Source organism: Leclercia sp. LSNIH1, assembly GCF_002902985.1.
Lineage (GTDB): Bacteria > Pseudomonadota > Gammaproteobacteria > Enterobacterales > Enterobacteriaceae > Enterobacter.
This window is the reverse complement of record NZ_CP026170.1, coordinates 28,637-43,049: the sequence shown is the minus strand read 5'-3', so window position 1 is coordinate 43,049 and position 14,413 is coordinate 28,637. Positions and strand designations below refer to the sequence as shown.

The window sequence follows — 14,413 nt, the reverse complement described above, 5'->3', positions numbered from 1 at the left end:
GGACCTTACTCAATTAACTGGTGTAGACTTAAAAGCTAAATCTACACTAGAAAAGCTTGAATACAGGTTGTTGTAGAAACAGAGAAGAGCATGGAGAAAGCAGAAAAATGGATATTTGGCAGTGGAATAGTTAATTTAGCTTTTTAAGGAAAAAAAGCCCATGTATTCCATGGACTCTTTCTTAGATGCTTCGTTTATTCTGTCCAACTTTTGGGTGTCAGTACAAAACGAGGCCATTTGTTTGACTCGACACAAACAGAATAGCCTTTTAACTGCCGCAAGGCAAGGGAGGTAAGGCCATTGTTAACGCCAAGCTGTAATGTCCCCTTTGAATCATTCTAAAATGTCCCCAGACAATTATCTGGGGGGACATGGTAAAAGAAACAATTACGATGAGACATAAGGAACTTGACAGACTTCAGATTATTCAGGACTCAATCAATTGCCATATAATCAGGAACAAGCGGCGGTGCGAATTGGTATTTCCATCCGGCAAGTTAAACGTCTGGTGCATCGATATCGAAATAAAGGTTCTGTTGGCCTTATCAATGAGAAATTGTGCGAGATACACGGCTTGTGTTTATCCACTGAAACTCTCAGGAAGTGGATGGTAGAGGAGGGGATATGGCGTGAACGTCGTCATAAACTTGTCCGAATATATCAGCGCCGCATGCGACTTCCATCCTACGGTGAACTCATCCACATCGATGGCTCGCCTCATGAATAGTTTGAAGGCAGGGGCCCCAAATGCACACTGATAGTCTTTATCGATGATGCCACCAATGCTCTGATAGCGCTGCGATTCGCTCCTGCAGAGACAACCCGGGCTACATGGAAACCCTTCGGGGTTACCTTAATGATCATGGCATACCACTGGTTCTCTACTCTGACAGACACAGTATATTCCGAGTAAATAACCCGGAGCGGGAAGGGGAGTTGACTCAGTTTACACGTGCGGTAAAGGCACTGGGCATCGAGCCAATCCATGCCAACAGCCCGCAGGCAAAAGGGCGGTTAGAACGCGCCAATCAGACACTCTAGGACAGGCTGGTTAAGGAAATGCGGCTTCAGGGTATCAGCAATATTGAAACAGCAAACGCATGATTGCCGACATTTATTGAAGCGTATAACGACCGGTTCGCTACGCCGCCTCGTATTGCTGATAATGCCCACCTTGATGTACACCATTCTGAAAGAACTGGGTTATATCTTGAGTCTTCAGGCGAGGCGCGTTCTCTCCAAAAATCTCACTTTCCAGTACAAAAGCATTGAGTTTCAGATACGCAGTGAAGGCCGGGGATATCGACTTCGACATTCGGTTGTCACGGTTTGCTAAAGCTTTGACGGTGAAATGAACGTTCTTTATGTCGGGAAATTATTGGGGTGGTAAAAGTATATTGATGGTCCGGAGCCTATACCACTGGATTATGAGAAGAGTGTCCATGAACGTGTGGATAATGCCCGCATAGATTTACGCTCAAAATTCTATGTAAAATCTAAAGCTGACCATCCTTGGCTTACGCGTCGCGCGCAAATTAATCAGCAAGTGAAGCCTCCGGACTTACCTAAACAGAAGGCTAATCCCGATAAAACGGACTGAAACCGGGGGTTATTCAATTGAGTGCATATCCAGTCATCGGGTAGATTTTTACGTAGCGTTTCTAGCGTGCATTTTTGGGTGGTTTGTTACTGAAAAATGGGGGTAAGACGACGATTCTCGTCCTCAAGATCTTTGATTTTTTGATATCAGCAGCTTCCATCCCGCCATATCTCGCCTGCTAGTTTTAATAGCTGGCTTCGGAAATAGCGGCTTAACGACACACATCTTTAATGGTCCTGCCATCTTCGACGGACTTCAGAACGGCGATGATCTGGTGCTCGGTGAATCAGATCTTACGCATAGCGATCTCCCTAGGGGGCATCGGAAGACCTCTAAAAGTGAATGGCGCGGATTGCAGGGATACTTACACCTAGAGTTAACTAATTGTCATAAATTCACTATGGTCAGGTGTTTGTTACTAGGGGAATCATGGGAATTTCAGCTTGAAATTTTGATATTAAATCCTATTAAATCATGCTGTTGCGGAGGTTTTTTTATGGGTACATTTTCGTGCTTTTCGTTCAGTGAAGAGTCCTCTTGAGCAAAGAATTATGTATGGTAATGAATCGCCACGGGTTTAACAGACACCTCAGAGTCATTTAAGATGGCTTAAAGAGAGGTGCCCATGAGCGGTAAGCGTTATCCCGAAGAGTTTAAAACTGAAGCAGTCAAACAGGTTGTTGATCGCGGTTATTCTGTTGCCAGCGTTGCAACACGTCTCGATATCACCACCCACAGCCTTTACGCCTGGATAAAGAAGTACGGTGCAGATTCTTCCACTAATAAAGAAGAGTCAGATGCTCAGGCCGAGATCCGCCGTCTCCAGAAAGAGCTGAAGCGGGTTACCGACGAACGGGACATATTAAAAAAAGCCGCTGTAGATTCAATCTGTCAATGCAACACCCCTTTCAATTATCTCTTTCGGTGTTTTGAACTTCAGTGTCTTTCTCGGTCTGTTGTTTAGCTGAGCAGCAACCAGATCTAGTTCATGTTGAGTATATTGGGCAAGACATGTCTTTTTAGGAAAATACTGCCGAATTAGCCCATTTGTGTTCTCATTTGTTCCCCGCTGCCAAGGACTCTGAGGATCGCAGAAGTAAACTTTAACGCCGGTGCTGACAGTAAATTCTAGATGTCTGGCCAGTTCCATTCCTCTGTCCCATGTCAGTGATTTTCTGAGTTCTGACGGTAAACTCAGGAATTTGTCGGTAAGAGCCTGATTTACTGAGACAGAATCTTTGCCCCTGAGTCTAAGGATGATCGTATAACGTGATTTTCGGTCTACAAGTGTGGCTATATGGGAGTTTTTTGTACCTGAGACTAAATCGCCCTCCCAATGCCCCAGAGAGCGTCTGTTATCGATATTTCGGGAACGTTCGTGAATTGGTGTTCCGTTCACTATGTTAATCGTACCTCTTTCGCCTTTGCGGGTATGACGCCTGCCATGGCGAAGGCTATGCGACCGTCGCAGATGCTGTATATTCAGGTGGTGTAGCGCTTCACGGCTACGAAAGTACAGCGTTTTATAAATTGTCTCAGGTGATATTCGCAGCGTTTTTTGACGTGGTTTTGTTCGCCTTAACCATCCTGATATTTGCTCTGGAGACCATTTCATCTCCAGCTTTTCCAGAACAAGCTTTCGCAATGGTAAATTTTGATCCAGTAAGCACGGTTTTGGCCTTTTCGCCATTCTGTTGGCTCGGTTATTAGCATCAACAGCTTTGTAATAGCGTCTGCCCCGATTACGCTGAACTTCACGTGAGATCGTCGAAGGACTGCGATTCAGCGCAGTAGCTATCGCACGAATGCTCATTTTGGCTGACAAACCAGCTCGTATCTCCTCGCGCTCAGACAGTGTCAGGTGAGCTACAGCCCGCTTACGCTCATGGGGTTTTATGCCGCCAGTATCCCTTAACATAGTGAAGATCGTTCCGGGTTTTGAACCCAGGATATTCGCTATTTCACTGAAGCCTGTTCCGTTCTTCCATAGTTCAAAAACAGAGGCTTTTTCCTCTGCTGTAAATGTTCGTCTCATTCAAAAAACCTCCGCAACCCCATGTTTTCACATAACTGTTGCGTTGACCAATTGAATCTACAGCGGCGTACTTCGCAAAGCTGTCCGACTGAGGTACGCCTTTATCCGTGACAACACCTGTTGCTGGCCTGTTCGCCTGCTCTGTCGGGTGCTGGATGTTCATCCCAGTGGTTTTTACGCCTGGCTTCAGCAGCCGCATTCACAACGCCATCAGGCAGACCTGAGGCTGACAGGGCAGATTAAACAGTTCTGGCTGGAATCGGGATGCGTCTATGGTTATCGCAAAATCCATCTGGATCTGCGGGACAGCGGGCAACAGTGCGGAGTGAACAGAGTCTGGCGACTGATGAAACGTGTCGGGATAAAGGCTCAGGTCGGATACCGGAGCCCGCGGGCACGTAAAGGCGAGGCCAGTATCGTGTCGCCCAACAGGCTCCAGCGACAGTTCAATCCGGATGCTCCGGATGAGCGTTGGGTAACGGACATAACCTACATCAGGACCCACGAAGGCTGGCTGTATCTTGCCGTGGTTGTTGATCTGTTCTCACGCAAAATTATCGGCTGGTCCATGCAATCCCGGATGACAAAGGACATTGTCCTGAACGCACTGCTGATGGCTGTATGGCGGCGTAATCCCCAAAAACAGGTGCTGGTTCATTCGGATCAGGGCAGTCAGTACACAAGCCATGAGTGGCAGTCGTTCCTGAAATCACACGGCCTGGAGGGCAGCATGAGCCGTCGCGGTAACTGCCATGATAATGCGGTTGCAGAAAGCTTTTTCCAGTTGTTGAAACGTGAACGGATAAAGAAAAAGATCTACGGAACGCGGGAAGAAGCCCGCAGCGATATTTTTGATTACATCGAAATGTTTTATAACAGTAAGCGTCGGCATGGTTCCAGCGATCAGATGTCACCGACAGAATATGAAAACCAGTATTATCAACGGCTAGGAAGTGTCTAGATTATCCGTGGCGATTCATGCCGCCAAGAAAGAGGCAGCGTTACAGAAAGAGGAAGAGAAAAACAAGGGACTGGAGCAGTTGGCTGATCAGTTCGCGTTGGAAAAGCAGCCGTTTATTGACGCTCTGGCGATTGCAGGAAAATCACCAGAGCAGCAGAGAAAATGTTTATGGACTACGTGACAGTCAAAGGAACCACTCTGGTTTGACACCAAAACGAGCAGACAGCGCCTTAATGTGCATGATTGTCAGTGACCGCTGACCAGAGAGAATCTGGCTAACCAGCGATTTAGAGCCGATCTCCTCCTTAAGGTCAGAATAAGACAGCCTGTACTGGTCAATCAGGGTGCGCAGAAGGGCAACGCCGACTGGCATTTCAGCGATAGCCTTGTTGAATTCAGCGAAACGAGGGCTGTTATCCTCATAGTCAGCAATTTTACTCGCCAGGAAGTCAATAAGCGGGTTCTCGTCGTCGTTTTCGATCAGATAGTCCACCAACTCTATCGCTTCGCGGTAATCGCTCTCGGACGAACTGCCCCCCAGGAAGGGAACAGCAGCTACGAGTTGTTTGGTTGCTTCAATGGCTTTTGCAGTGTCGGTAATCATTCTTTGTTCTCCCTGTAATAGCGGGTCAACTTGTCGTAATCAGCGTGGGTGGCGATGTGCTTCACATAGAAGCGTTTATTCACGAAATTGATATAGGCGATAACCCTCAAGTTGTTGCCCCCTACATCCAACACCCACCACTTATTACGATACTTAAAATTGTCCAGGCTCGGTATCAGCGTTCGCATCTCAGCTGGAGAAGAAAAGTCCGTCTCGCGGACTAAGCGGTACAGCGCCCGAACGGCTAACGAATCGTTGGGATATTGCTTTGCCGCTTCCTCAAAAGGCTCTTTTGAAATTACGTGCATCTTGCGGTCGTTCCATCCGTTTACATTATGTGAACATGATAGCACCGCCCATACCCGTTTACAATATGTGAACAATGGCGCTTTCCCCTACATAGCGGCTATGTCTTTTCCTGAGCGCAGAGAGCTGATTTACAGCGCCGGAAGTCTCGTCTTCATGCGGACCTCGACCGTTAGCAATGGATGACTGATAAGGAATCACTGTGATAAAGGCAAAACCTGTACCACTCAAATACCGTCCTATCATATGTGAGCTCAAAGATTAAGGTGTTAAGGATGAAATCCTTTCAATCCGAACGGGTGGGTCACTTGAGAAAATTAAGCTAATTAAGGATAAAGGTAAGCGCCATGGAAAATCCAGTAGCGGTCCATGTTGGCCAATTGTGGGAGGAAATAGATCCGGATTTTATTAACGAGATTCGCATTCCTGGTATTACCATCGATGGATGAGCCTAAAGTCATACCGTTCGAAAATACATAAGCTGGGCGTCAGCATCCCGTCTTAATGGTAAACATGATGTGTTATAGACCAGATTCTTATCTGCTATAGCGCAAAGCGAATTTTGTATTTAAACATGGCCGAACTATAACTTCACTGGGCTGTATATCCGCAACATATTTGTAGTATAAGTCACCACTTAGTTCACATACCATTAAGTCGAATCAACAAACAGATGGCGCGCCCCATAATATCTGCCTAACCTATATAGCACAGAGAAATGCAACCTCCTGTTCCAAAAAACAGGATGGATTAAAGCTTAATTTTAAAAGGTTTTTATTGCATGTATTGTTATGCATCGAATCCAATGCAAATAACGGCCATCCGTCATAATATAGTAATTTCATTTAAGCATAACATTGTGAGGGAAATTTAATAGTTAAATGAATGCTAAAAAAATAACCGAAAATCTTGAGGCCTTCAAACAACCAATAACCTTTATCATAAATAGGAAATATTAAACTCATAAAAAGACAGTATCAAAAAAGGCCAGATTACGGCCACTTTTAATGGGTTGAATATTGCGTACACTTTCATTAAATCTGACTTAGATCAGAAATCATCCAGAGTTTTACCTGCTGAAAGTTGCTCAGTTAGATCTTTAGGAGTGCGTCCCTGACCCGTCCATGTTTTGGTCTCACCATTTTCATCAGTAAATGTATATTTGGTAGGGCGAGGCTCACGGAATTTCTTCGGTGAGGAAGATTTTGAAGAGAATGCGCCCATTAGCTCTTCAGGGTTAATACCATCTTCTTCCATTAATTTACGCAGGGCTTCAAATTTTTCCTGACGAGCTTGCAGGGAAGCTGCTTTGGATGATTCTTCCTCACGACGTTCAGAGACAACTACTTCTAACTTTTCAAGGATTTCTTCGAGAATTTCTAAAGGAAGCTCACGGCCCTGAGCGCGAAGAGTACGGATATTGTTTAATGATTTGAGCACTTCAGACATGTGAACTCACTTAAAAATAAACTTAGAATTAACGCCAGATAATAACACATATTTTTGGCGGTAATACGCTACCCTTTAAGAAAAAAACTCACATTCACCAATAAGTTGAAACAATATCAGTACTGAGATATGGACATTTTTAATCAACTAAACCTAGCAATGCAGGGATTCTGTCAGGTGATGAAATCCCGAATTATAGGCATTTCACACTGTAAAACCCGGGAGGGGAGTGGGATAAGGCGTCTTGTGTATCAGCAAGCATCTTGTACATCCCCTCCTTTAGGCCTTGTAAATGCAAGGCAGTAAAAATCTGCCCCCCTTAAGAGAAAAAACATAATCTGAAGCCTCAGAAGATCAGGTTTAAATTAACTTTTCTGAACCCCCTGTCCTGTAACACTTTTAGTCAATTAGTCAGATCAGCTGATTATGAACAATGCTAATGCATGTAACACTTTTTTACCAGAAGTGGTCTTCACTTAACAAAATCCTGTACTCAGTCTACTGCTTATGTGCAACTTCTTCGATAAAAGTCGCACATGGTAATGCTGCCTTATGTTTAACTTTTCATGAATAAGTTAAACATGGAGTGAACTCTGATGTTCAACTTTTTTATAAAAAGTTAAACATGGAGTGAAATCTTATGTTCATCTTTTTTATAAAAAGTTAAACATGGAGTGGATTCTTATGTTCAACTTTTTTATAAAAAGTTAAACATGGAAAAATCGACCGTGTTCAACTTTTTGAGTAAAAGTGTTACAAGTATTAATCAAACTTTCACGGATATACAGGGTACGTAAAAAGTAACTTTTTTTCATGCCATTATTCGTCCATTCCACATTCTCAATCCCTATCACTGCCTATCAAGCATCGGCGCTGCGCTTAAACACCTTAAAACTATTTTGTGCATTCTGGCAAAACACGTATGGGTGTTGTCTAAAATCTTCCCCTGTCTGGTATAGTGGATTAAATCCTTTGTGTAGACTATTCGGATACAGGAGGAGAACATGAGAAACTTGTAAATCAGGCGCTACGAAGCACATCAGGATGAGAAATTCAGAAGCCTTGGTAACATAGCCGCTGAAGGTAGAGAGATCTGCAATTACCGGGCGCTCTGAAAGGCGTATAACCTGAAAGGCGTATAACAAGTCTGTAATTTCAGCTACAGATGTGCTAAAATAAGATGCAGAAAAACTGGGCAGTAGATTGTAATCCACAAGCATCCACCATCTGGGATGATAAATGGATTTCGAAATAGCCAACATCGCTGGCGTCACTGTCATTTTCCTGCCGACAGCTAATATTCTTTGTATTCTGACCTTGATATCCAACAATTAGACGGTTGCAAAAAAGTCAAATACCTAGTACGTTACTGAAGGGAGATAGTGTCATTCTGCTACGTGACCTGACATTACCCATAAAAGCAGGCAAACCACTCATGTTTTTCATGTGCTATTTATGCCCACGGCATTTATTTATTAGAAAAAAGAAACTACGCTGGGACGCTTAAAGGTGATATTAACGACTCAATATGGGCTAAATTTCCGGATAAACGGCGGCTTAAGTTACAGGATACGTTTAAACGGAATATCGCCCATATAGAAGCTATCAGAATAGCAGCAAGTGAAAAGGATCTGCCTTCTATCCACGTAGTGTTTATCAACGTAAAATCACGAGTTGATAGTGAAACTGATACACCGAACCGATACTATGGTCTTCAGTACGACACAACGGGAGAATTTTCACCGTCAATTATCGGTATCGACCTGAATACAAGGGAGCATATTCTACTCTCTGGTGCGACGGCAAAGTCTGACCGAGTAATGAACCTTTAAACCCGCATCCAATAAACGCCAAAGCCACCGTGAGTTAACTCGCCTCTTAAGCCGCCTGTTTTTGTTTTTATTTTTATTTTTATTTTTATTTTTCTCTAGAATGGAAATGAAAAAAACGTTAGCGCTGTCCTTCATCGTTTTCTCTTTTTCTGTGATTGCTGGCCAACAAGCATCCCGTAGCACCTGGAATCTGCAGCACTATAATAACTCCGCCGCAGCCTATATCCGAACGCGATTCATTACAACCTGTGAGCTGGCGATAAAAGGTGAAATCAACGCCAAAGAACCGAGTGAACAATCAACCAAAGGAGTATTAGCGCAAGCCACACAGGGCATGGAGAAAGGAACCCCTGCATATTCAATTATTCATGACACCATTATCCTCGGTACGGATGCAGGCATGATGATTCATGAAAAAGGTAAAGTTGTCGCTAAAGACAAAACCGAACCTCATTCCTGCACTGAGTTCGTCAGTTATACAGAAATAAGAGCGTCATTTCTTAGTTTACCGCAGCCTTAAATGGTCCGAAGCAATCCGTTAAGGCTAACGCCGGTAGTGATGACTCTGATGGTAGTGTTTAAAGAACTACGGCTAAAGCTTTAACCGCATTCTACGATGAAAACGAAGTTGCAGCGGATGACAAGATTGGTGGCCGAAAGGTTGAGGTCAAGGGCGTGGTGCAGAGTATTGATAAAGATTTTACCGGTATCCTGCCATACGCATTACCGGGAGTGCCGCACAGGGAAAATCGTCGGGTACCGCAATGGCGGCAATGGACAAGCTGGCTAAGCACTTACCACCGGGGTTCGCCGGTGAGTGGGCGGGAAGTTCGTTACAGGAAAGGGAGTCCGCATCACAGCTTCCGGGTCTTATTGTGCTCTCGGTGGCACTGTTGCAAAGTTAGCGATGAGGCAGCCTTTTGTCTTATTCAAAGGCCTTACATTTCAAAAACTCTGCTTACCAGGCGCATTTCGCCCAGGGGATCACCATAATAAAATGCTGAGGCCTGGCCTTTGCGTAGTGCACGCATCACCTCAATACCTTTGATGGTGGCGTAAGCCGTCTTCATGGATTTAAATCCCAGCGTGGCGCCGATTATCCGTTTCAGTTTGCCATGATCGCATTCAATCACGTTGTTCCGGTACTTAATCTGTCGGTGTTCAACGTCAGACGGGCACCGGCCTTCGCGTTTGAGCAGAGCAAGCGCGCGACCATAGGCGGGCGCTTTATCCGTGTTGATGAATCGCGGGATCTGCCACTTCTTCACGTTGTTGAGGATTTTACCCAGAAACCGGTATGCAGCTTTGCTGTTACGACGGGAGGAGAGATAAAAATCGACAGTGCGGCCCCGGCTGTCGACGGCCCGGTACAGATACGCCCAGCGGCCATTGACCTTCACGTAGGTTTCATCCATGTGCCACGGGCAAAGATCGGAAGGGTTACGCCAGTGCCAGCGCAGCCGTTTTTCCATTTCAGGCGCATAACGCTGAACCCAGCGGTAAATCGTGGAGTGATCGACATTCACTCCGCGTTCAGCCAGCATCTCCTGCAGCTCACGGTAACTGATGCCGTATTTGCAGTACCAGCGTACGGCCCACAGAATGATGTCACGCTGAAAATGCCGGCCTTTGAATGGGTTCATGTGCAGCTCCATCAGCAAAAGGGGATGATAAGTTTATCACCACCGACTATTTGCAACAGTGCCCTGTCAAGCACGCGCTTTCCAAGGTTGAGGGCGTGAGCAAGACCGACGTAAGTTTCGACAAGCGCCAGGCCGTCGTCACCTTCGACGATGCCAAGACCAACGTCCAGAAGTTGACCAAGGCGACCGAGGACGCGGGCTATCCGTCCAGCCTCAAACGCTGATCCGTTAACCGAACTCGGGAGCGACACATGGGACTCATCACGCGCATCGCTGGCAAAACCGGCGCGCTCGGCAGCGTCGTTTCCGCGATGGGCTGCGCCGCCTGTTTTCCTGCCATCGCCAGCTTTGGCGCGGCCATCGGACTGGGCTTCTTGAGCCAGTACGAGGGGCTATTCATTGGCATCCTGCTGCCGATGTTCGCCGGCATCGCGTTACTCGCCAATGCTATCGCTTGGCTCAATCATCGACAGTGGCGACGCACGGCGCTCGGCACGATAGGCCCGATCTTGGTGCTGGCAGCGGTGTTTTTAATGCGGGCTTACGGCTGGCAGAGCGGTGGACTGCTCTATGTCGGCCTGGCCTTGATGGTTGGGGTGTCGGTCTGGGATTTCATCTCGCCAGCACATCGCCGCTGCGGGCCGGACAGCTGTGAATTGCCAGAACAACGTGGCTGACGGCAACAGCCGTAGCCACCACAGAAAAGGAAAAATACATGACCACCCTGAAAATCACCGGGATGACCTGCGACTCGTGCGCGGCTCACGTCAAGGAAGCCTTGGAGAAAGTGCCCGGCGTGCAATCGGCGCTGGTGTCCTATCCGAAGGGCACAGCGCAACTCGCCATTGAGGCGGGCACGTCATCGGATGCGCTGACTACCGCCGTGGCCGGACTGGGCTACGAGGCAACGCTTGCCGATGCGCCACCGACGGACAACCGCGCCGGCCTGCTCGACAAGATGCGCGGCTGGATAGGGGCCGCTGATAAGCCCAGTGGCAACGAACGCCCGTTGCAGGTCGTCGTCATTGGTAGCGGTGGAGCCGCGATGGCGGCAGCACTGAAGGCCGTCGAGCAAGGCGCGCAGGTCACGCTGATTGAGCGCGGCACCATCGGCGGCACCTGCGTCAACGTCGGTTGTGTGCCGTCCAAGATCATGATCCGCGCCGCCCACATCGCCCATCTGCGCCGGGAAAGCCCATTCGACGGCGGCATGCCACCCACACCGCCGACGATCTTGCGCGAGCGGCTGCTGGCCCAGCAGCAGGCCCGTGTCGAAGAACTCCGTCATGCCAAGTACGAAGGCATCCTGGACGGCAATTCAGCCATCACCGTTCTGCACGGTGAAGCGCGTTTCAAGGACGACCAGAGCCTTATCGTTAGTTTGAACGAGGGTGGCGAGCGCGTCGTGATGTTCGACCGCTGCCTGGTCGCCACGGGTGCCAGCCCGGCGGTCCCGCCGATTCCGGGCTTGAAAGAGTCACCCTACTGGACTTCCACCGAGGCCCTGGCGAGCGACACCATTCCCGAACGCCTTGCCGTAATCGGCTCGTCGGTGGTGGCGCTGGAGCTGGCGCAAGCCTTTGCCCGGCTGGGCAGCAAGGTCACGGCCCTGGCGCGCAATACCTTGTTCTTCCGTGAAGACCCGGCCATCGGCGAGGCGGTGACAGCCGCTTTCCGTGCCGAGGGCATCGAGGTGCTGGAGCACACGCAAGCCAGCCAGGTCGCCCATATGGACGGTGAATTCGTGCTGACCACCACGCACGGTGAATTGCGCGCCGACAAGCTGCTGGTCGCCACCGGCCGGACACCGAACACGCGCAGCCTGGCATTGGAAGCGGCGGGGGTAGCCGTCAATGCGCAGGGGGCCATCGTCATCGACAAGGGCATGCGCACCAGTAGCCCGAACATCTACGCGGCCGGCGACTGCACCGACCAGCCGCAGTTCGTCTATGTGGCGGCAGCGGCCGGCACTCGTGCGGCGATCAACATGACTGGCGGCGATGCGGCCCTGGACCTGACCGCAATGCCGGCCGTGGTGTTCACCGACCCGCAGGTCGCCACCGTGGGCTACAGCGAGGCGGAAGCACATCACGACGGGATCGAGACCGACAGTCGCCTGCTAACACTGGATAACGTGCCGCGTGCGCTTGCCAACTTCGACACACGCGGCTTCATCAAGCTGGTCATCGAGGAAGGTAGCGGACGGCTCATCGGCGTGCAAGCGGTGGCCCCGGAAGCGGGTGAACTGATCCAGACGGCGGTGCTCGCCATTCGCAACCGTATGACCGTGCAGGAACTGGCCGACCAATTGTTCCCCTACCTGACCATGGTCGAAGGGCTGAAGCTCGCGGCGCAGACCTTCAGCAAGGACGTGAAGCAGCTTTCGTGCTGCGCCGGATGAGGAAAAGGAGGTGTTCAATGAGCGCCTACACAGTGTCCCGGCTGGCCCTTGATGCCGGGGTGAGCGTGCATATCGTGCGCGACTACCTGCTGCGCGGATTGCTACGGCCGGTCGCGTACACCACGGGCGGCTACGGCTTGTTCGATGACACCGCGTTGCAACGGCTGCGCTTTGTACGGGCTGCCTTCGAAGCGGGTATCGGCCTGGACGCACTGGCGCGGCTGTGCCGGGCGCTGGATGCTGCGGACGGTGACGGTGCGTCTGCGCAGCTTGCCGTGTTGCGGCAACTCGTCGAGCGTCGGCGCGAGGCCCTGGCCAGCCTCGAAATGCAACTGGCCGCCATGCCAACCGAACCGGCACAGCACGCGGAGAGTCTGCCATGAACAGCCCAGAGCACTTGCCGTCTGAGACGCACAAACCGATCACCGGCTACTTGTGGGGCGCGCTGGCCGTGCTCACCTGTCCCTGCCATTTGCCGATTCTCGCCATTGTGCTAGCCGGCACGACGGCCGGCGCGTTCATCGGGGAGCACTGGGGTATTGCAGCCCTCACGCTGACCGGCTTGTTTGTCCTGTCTGTGACGCGGCTGCTGCGGGCCTTCAAGGGAAGATCATGACCGCTTCCCAGCCAGCCGAGAGTGGGCAGCTTTGAGCTTCGCTACCAATCTGGAGGAGTACCACCATGAACGCAAACGCCCCGAACACTGCCAGTTGCACCACCTGCTGCGTATGCTGCAAAGAAATTCCGCTCGATGCCGCCTTCACCCCGGAAGGCGCGGAATACGTCGAACATTTCTGCGGGCTGGATTGCTATGAACGCTTCCAGGCACGCGCCAAGGCCGCGACAGAATCTGACATTGCGCCTGTCCCTGGCGGTTCGCAGCCGTCAGATTGAGGCATACCCTAACCTGATGTCAGATGCTTGGCGCAAAGCACGTCAGAATAGAGTTGTAGTTTGTATTTATTGACACAAGCCGCCAAGGGTAATGGATTTCATCCTGACACTTTTACCTTTGGAGGCACCTTGCAAGGTCAACGCATTGGCTATATCCGCGTCAGCAGCTTCGACCAGAACCCTGATCGGCAACTGGAGCAAATCGAAGTCGGTAAGGTATTCACCGATAAGGCTTCCGGCAAGGACACGCAACGTCCCGAACTTGAAAGGCTGCTGGCCTTTGTGCGCGAGGGCGACACCGTGGTGGTGCACAGCATGGACAGGTTGGCACGCAATCTCGATGACCTGCGCCGCATCGTTCAGGGGCTGACACAACGGGGCGTGCGGATGGAGTTTGTCAAAGAAGGGCTGGCGTTCACCGGCGATGACTCACCGATGGCCAATTTGATGCTGTCGGTCATGGGGGCTTTTGCGGAGTTCGAGCGCGCACTGATCCGCGAACGCCAGCGCGAGGGAATCGTGCTGGCCAAGCAGCGCGGTGCCTACCGGGGACGAAAGAAATCGCTGAACAGCGAACAAATTGCCAAGTTGAAACAGCGAGTCGCGGCAGGCGATCAAAAAACCTTGGTGGCCCGTGACTTCGGCATCAGTCGCGAAACCTTGTACCAGTACCTGCGGGAAGACTGAT

At 49.7% G+C, this 14,413-nt stretch carries 13 protein-coding genes and 7 pseudogenes; 13 read left to right on the top strand and 7 right to left on the bottom strand.

The features are described 5' to 3' along the window. Positions 1-371 precede the first annotated feature (371 nt). Positions 372-1,600 (top strand): annotated as a pseudogene (locus C2U54_RS28025) (ISNCY family transposase). Between the two features lie 92 nt (positions 1,601-1,692). On the opposite strand, the pseudogene C2U54_RS27860 reads toward C2U54_RS28025, so the two are convergent. Further along, positions 1,693-1,871, bottom strand: a pseudogene (locus tag C2U54_RS27860) (transposase); the annotation flags it as partial. Between the two features lie 354 nt (positions 1,872-2,225). Between C2U54_RS27860 and C2U54_RS24690 the strand changes: the two are divergent. Next, positions 2,226-2,474: pseudogene (locus C2U54_RS24690) on the top strand (transposase); the annotation flags it as partial. A 9-nt stretch (positions 2,475-2,483) separates the two neighbouring features. Here C2U54_RS24690 and C2U54_RS24685 read toward each other — a convergent pair. Next, on the bottom strand, positions 2,484-3,635 hold the full coding sequence (locus tag C2U54_RS24685; RefSeq protein ID WP_001254932.1) for an IS30-like element IS30 family transposase: 1,152 nt from the start codon (positions 3,633-3,635) through the stop codon (positions 2,484-2,486). A 67-nt stretch (positions 3,636-3,702) separates the two neighbouring features. Here C2U54_RS24685 and C2U54_RS24675 point away from each other — a divergent pair. Next, positions 3,703-4,596 (top strand): annotated as a pseudogene (locus C2U54_RS24675) (IS3 family transposase); the annotation flags it as partial. A 7-nt stretch (positions 4,597-4,603) separates the two neighbouring features. Next, on the top strand, positions 4,604-4,777 hold the full coding sequence (locus tag C2U54_RS24670; protein WP_223610755.1) for a hypothetical protein: 174 nt from the start codon (positions 4,604-4,606) through the stop codon (positions 4,775-4,777). Between the two features lie 3 nt (positions 4,778-4,780). On the opposite strand, the gene C2U54_RS24665 is transcribed toward C2U54_RS24670, so the two are convergent. The 4 genes from C2U54_RS24665 to C2U54_RS24650 form a co-directional block, all read right to left on the bottom strand. Then, on the bottom strand, positions 4,781-5,200 hold the full coding sequence (locus C2U54_RS24665) for a helix-turn-helix domain-containing protein (protein ID WP_103181184.1): 420 nt from the start codon (positions 5,198-5,200) through the stop codon (positions 4,781-4,783). Next, positions 5,197-5,508 carry a type II toxin-antitoxin system HigB family toxin gene (locus tag C2U54_RS24660; RefSeq protein ID WP_045898923.1) on the bottom strand — a complete coding sequence of 104 codons (312 nt, stop codon included), beginning with the start codon at positions 5,506-5,508 and terminating at the stop codon, positions 5,197-5,199. Before C2U54_RS24660 ends, C2U54_RS24665 begins: the two co-directional genes overlap by 4 nt. A gap of 1,048 nt (positions 5,509-6,556) precedes the next feature. Then, positions 6,557-6,955 (bottom strand): H-NS family histone-like protein, encoded by a 399-nt coding sequence (locus tag C2U54_RS24655; protein WP_103181183.1) that lies wholly within the window; start codon positions 6,953-6,955, stop codon positions 6,557-6,559. 860 nt (positions 6,956-7,815) lie between these two features. Then, on the bottom strand, positions 7,816-8,229 hold the full coding sequence (locus C2U54_RS24650; protein ID WP_130588776.1) for a hypothetical protein: 414 nt from the start codon (positions 8,227-8,229) through the stop codon (positions 7,816-7,818). 664 nt (positions 8,230-8,893) lie between these two features. Between C2U54_RS24650 and C2U54_RS24645 the strand changes: the two genes are divergently transcribed. After that, positions 8,894-9,307, top strand: a complete 414-nt coding sequence (locus C2U54_RS24645; RefSeq protein WP_103181181.1) for a hypothetical protein — start codon at positions 8,894-8,896, stop codon at positions 9,305-9,307. Positions 9,308-9,482: 175 nt separating this feature from the next. Next, positions 9,483-9,683, top strand: a pseudogene (locus tag C2U54_RS24640) (efflux RND transporter permease subunit); the annotation flags it as partial. Positions 9,684-9,725: 42 nt separating this feature from the next. On the opposite strand, the gene C2U54_RS24635 reads toward C2U54_RS24640, so the two are convergent. Beyond that, entirely contained in the window at positions 9,726-10,430 is a 705-nt protein-coding gene (locus C2U54_RS24635; RefSeq protein WP_103181180.1) for an IS6-like element IS26 family transposase, read from the bottom strand. Between the two features lie 59 nt (positions 10,431-10,489). On the opposite strand from C2U54_RS24635, the pseudogene C2U54_RS24625 reads away from it, so the two are divergent. From C2U54_RS24625 to C2U54_RS24590, 7 genes and pseudogenes are all read left to right on the top strand, one after another. Then, positions 10,490-10,654, top strand: a pseudogene (locus tag C2U54_RS24625) (cation transporter); the annotation flags it as partial. A 27-nt stretch (positions 10,655-10,681) separates the two neighbouring features. Next, complete coding sequence (gene merC / locus C2U54_RS24620) at positions 10,682-11,107, top strand: organomercurial transporter MerC (RefSeq protein ID WP_000522996.1); 426 nt, start codon at positions 10,682-10,684, stop codon at positions 11,105-11,107. Positions 11,108-11,145: 38 nt separating this feature from the next. Next, positions 11,146-12,831 carry a mercury(II) reductase gene (gene merA / locus C2U54_RS24615; RefSeq protein ID WP_000209296.1) on the top strand — a complete coding sequence of 562 codons (1,686 nt, stop codon included), beginning with the start codon at positions 11,146-11,148 and terminating at the stop codon, positions 12,829-12,831. 17 nt (positions 12,832-12,848) lie between these two features. After that, the gene (gene merD / locus C2U54_RS24610; RefSeq protein WP_001277466.1) at positions 12,849-13,214 is read left to right on the top strand and encodes a mercury resistance co-regulator MerD; all 366 of its coding nucleotides are present in this window, start codon (positions 12,849-12,851) and stop codon (positions 13,212-13,214) included. Beyond that, entirely contained in the window at positions 13,211-13,447 is a 237-nt protein-coding gene (gene merE / locus C2U54_RS24605; RefSeq protein ID WP_001087807.1) for a broad-spectrum mercury transporter MerE, read from the top strand. The genes merD and merE overlap by 4 nt, the downstream gene beginning before the upstream one ends. Positions 13,448-13,497: 50 nt before the next feature. Further along, a pseudogene (locus C2U54_RS24595) lies at positions 13,498-13,725 on the top strand (DUF3330 domain-containing protein); the annotation flags it as partial. A gap of 129 nt (positions 13,726-13,854) precedes the next feature. After that, the gene (locus tag C2U54_RS24590; RefSeq protein ID WP_004213590.1) at positions 13,855-14,412 is read left to right on the top strand and encodes a recombinase family protein; all 558 of its coding nucleotides are present in this window, start codon (positions 13,855-13,857) and stop codon (positions 14,410-14,412) included. Position 14,413: the final 1 nt, after the last annotated feature.

Bases quoted from the DNA above. Each gene is read 5' to 3' on its own strand.
- C2U54_RS24685 (WP_001254932.1), bottom strand. From the start codon at position 3,635: ATGAGACGAACATTTACAGCAGAGGAAAAAGCCTCTGTTTTTGAACTA.
- C2U54_RS24665 (WP_103181184.1), bottom strand. From the start codon at position 5,200: ATGATTACCGACACTGCAAAAGCCATTGAAGCAACCAAACAACTCGTA.
- C2U54_RS24660 (WP_045898923.1), bottom strand. From the start codon at position 5,508: ATGCACGTAATTTCAAAAGAGCCTTTTGAGGAAGCGGCAAAGCAATAT.
- C2U54_RS24655 (WP_103181183.1), bottom strand. From the start codon at position 6,955: ATGTCTGAAGTGCTCAAATCATTAAACAATATCCGTACTCTTCGCGCT.
- C2U54_RS24645 (WP_103181181.1), top strand. From the start codon at position 8,894: ATGAAAAAAACGTTAGCGCTGTCCTTCATCGTTTTCTCTTTTTCTGTG.
- C2U54_RS24635 (WP_103181180.1), bottom strand. From the start codon at position 10,430: ATGAACCCATTCAAAGGCCGGCATTTTCAGCGTGACATCATTCTGTGG.
- merC (WP_000522996.1), top strand. From the start codon at position 10,682: ATGGGACTCATCACGCGCATCGCTGGCAAAACCGGCGCGCTCGGCAGC.
- merA (WP_000209296.1), top strand. From the start codon at position 11,146: ATGACCACCCTGAAAATCACCGGGATGACCTGCGACTCGTGCGCGGCT.
- merD (WP_001277466.1), top strand. From the start codon at position 12,849: ATGAGCGCCTACACAGTGTCCCGGCTGGCCCTTGATGCCGGGGTGAGC.
- merE (WP_001087807.1), top strand. From the start codon at position 13,211: ATGAACAGCCCAGAGCACTTGCCGTCTGAGACGCACAAACCGATCACC.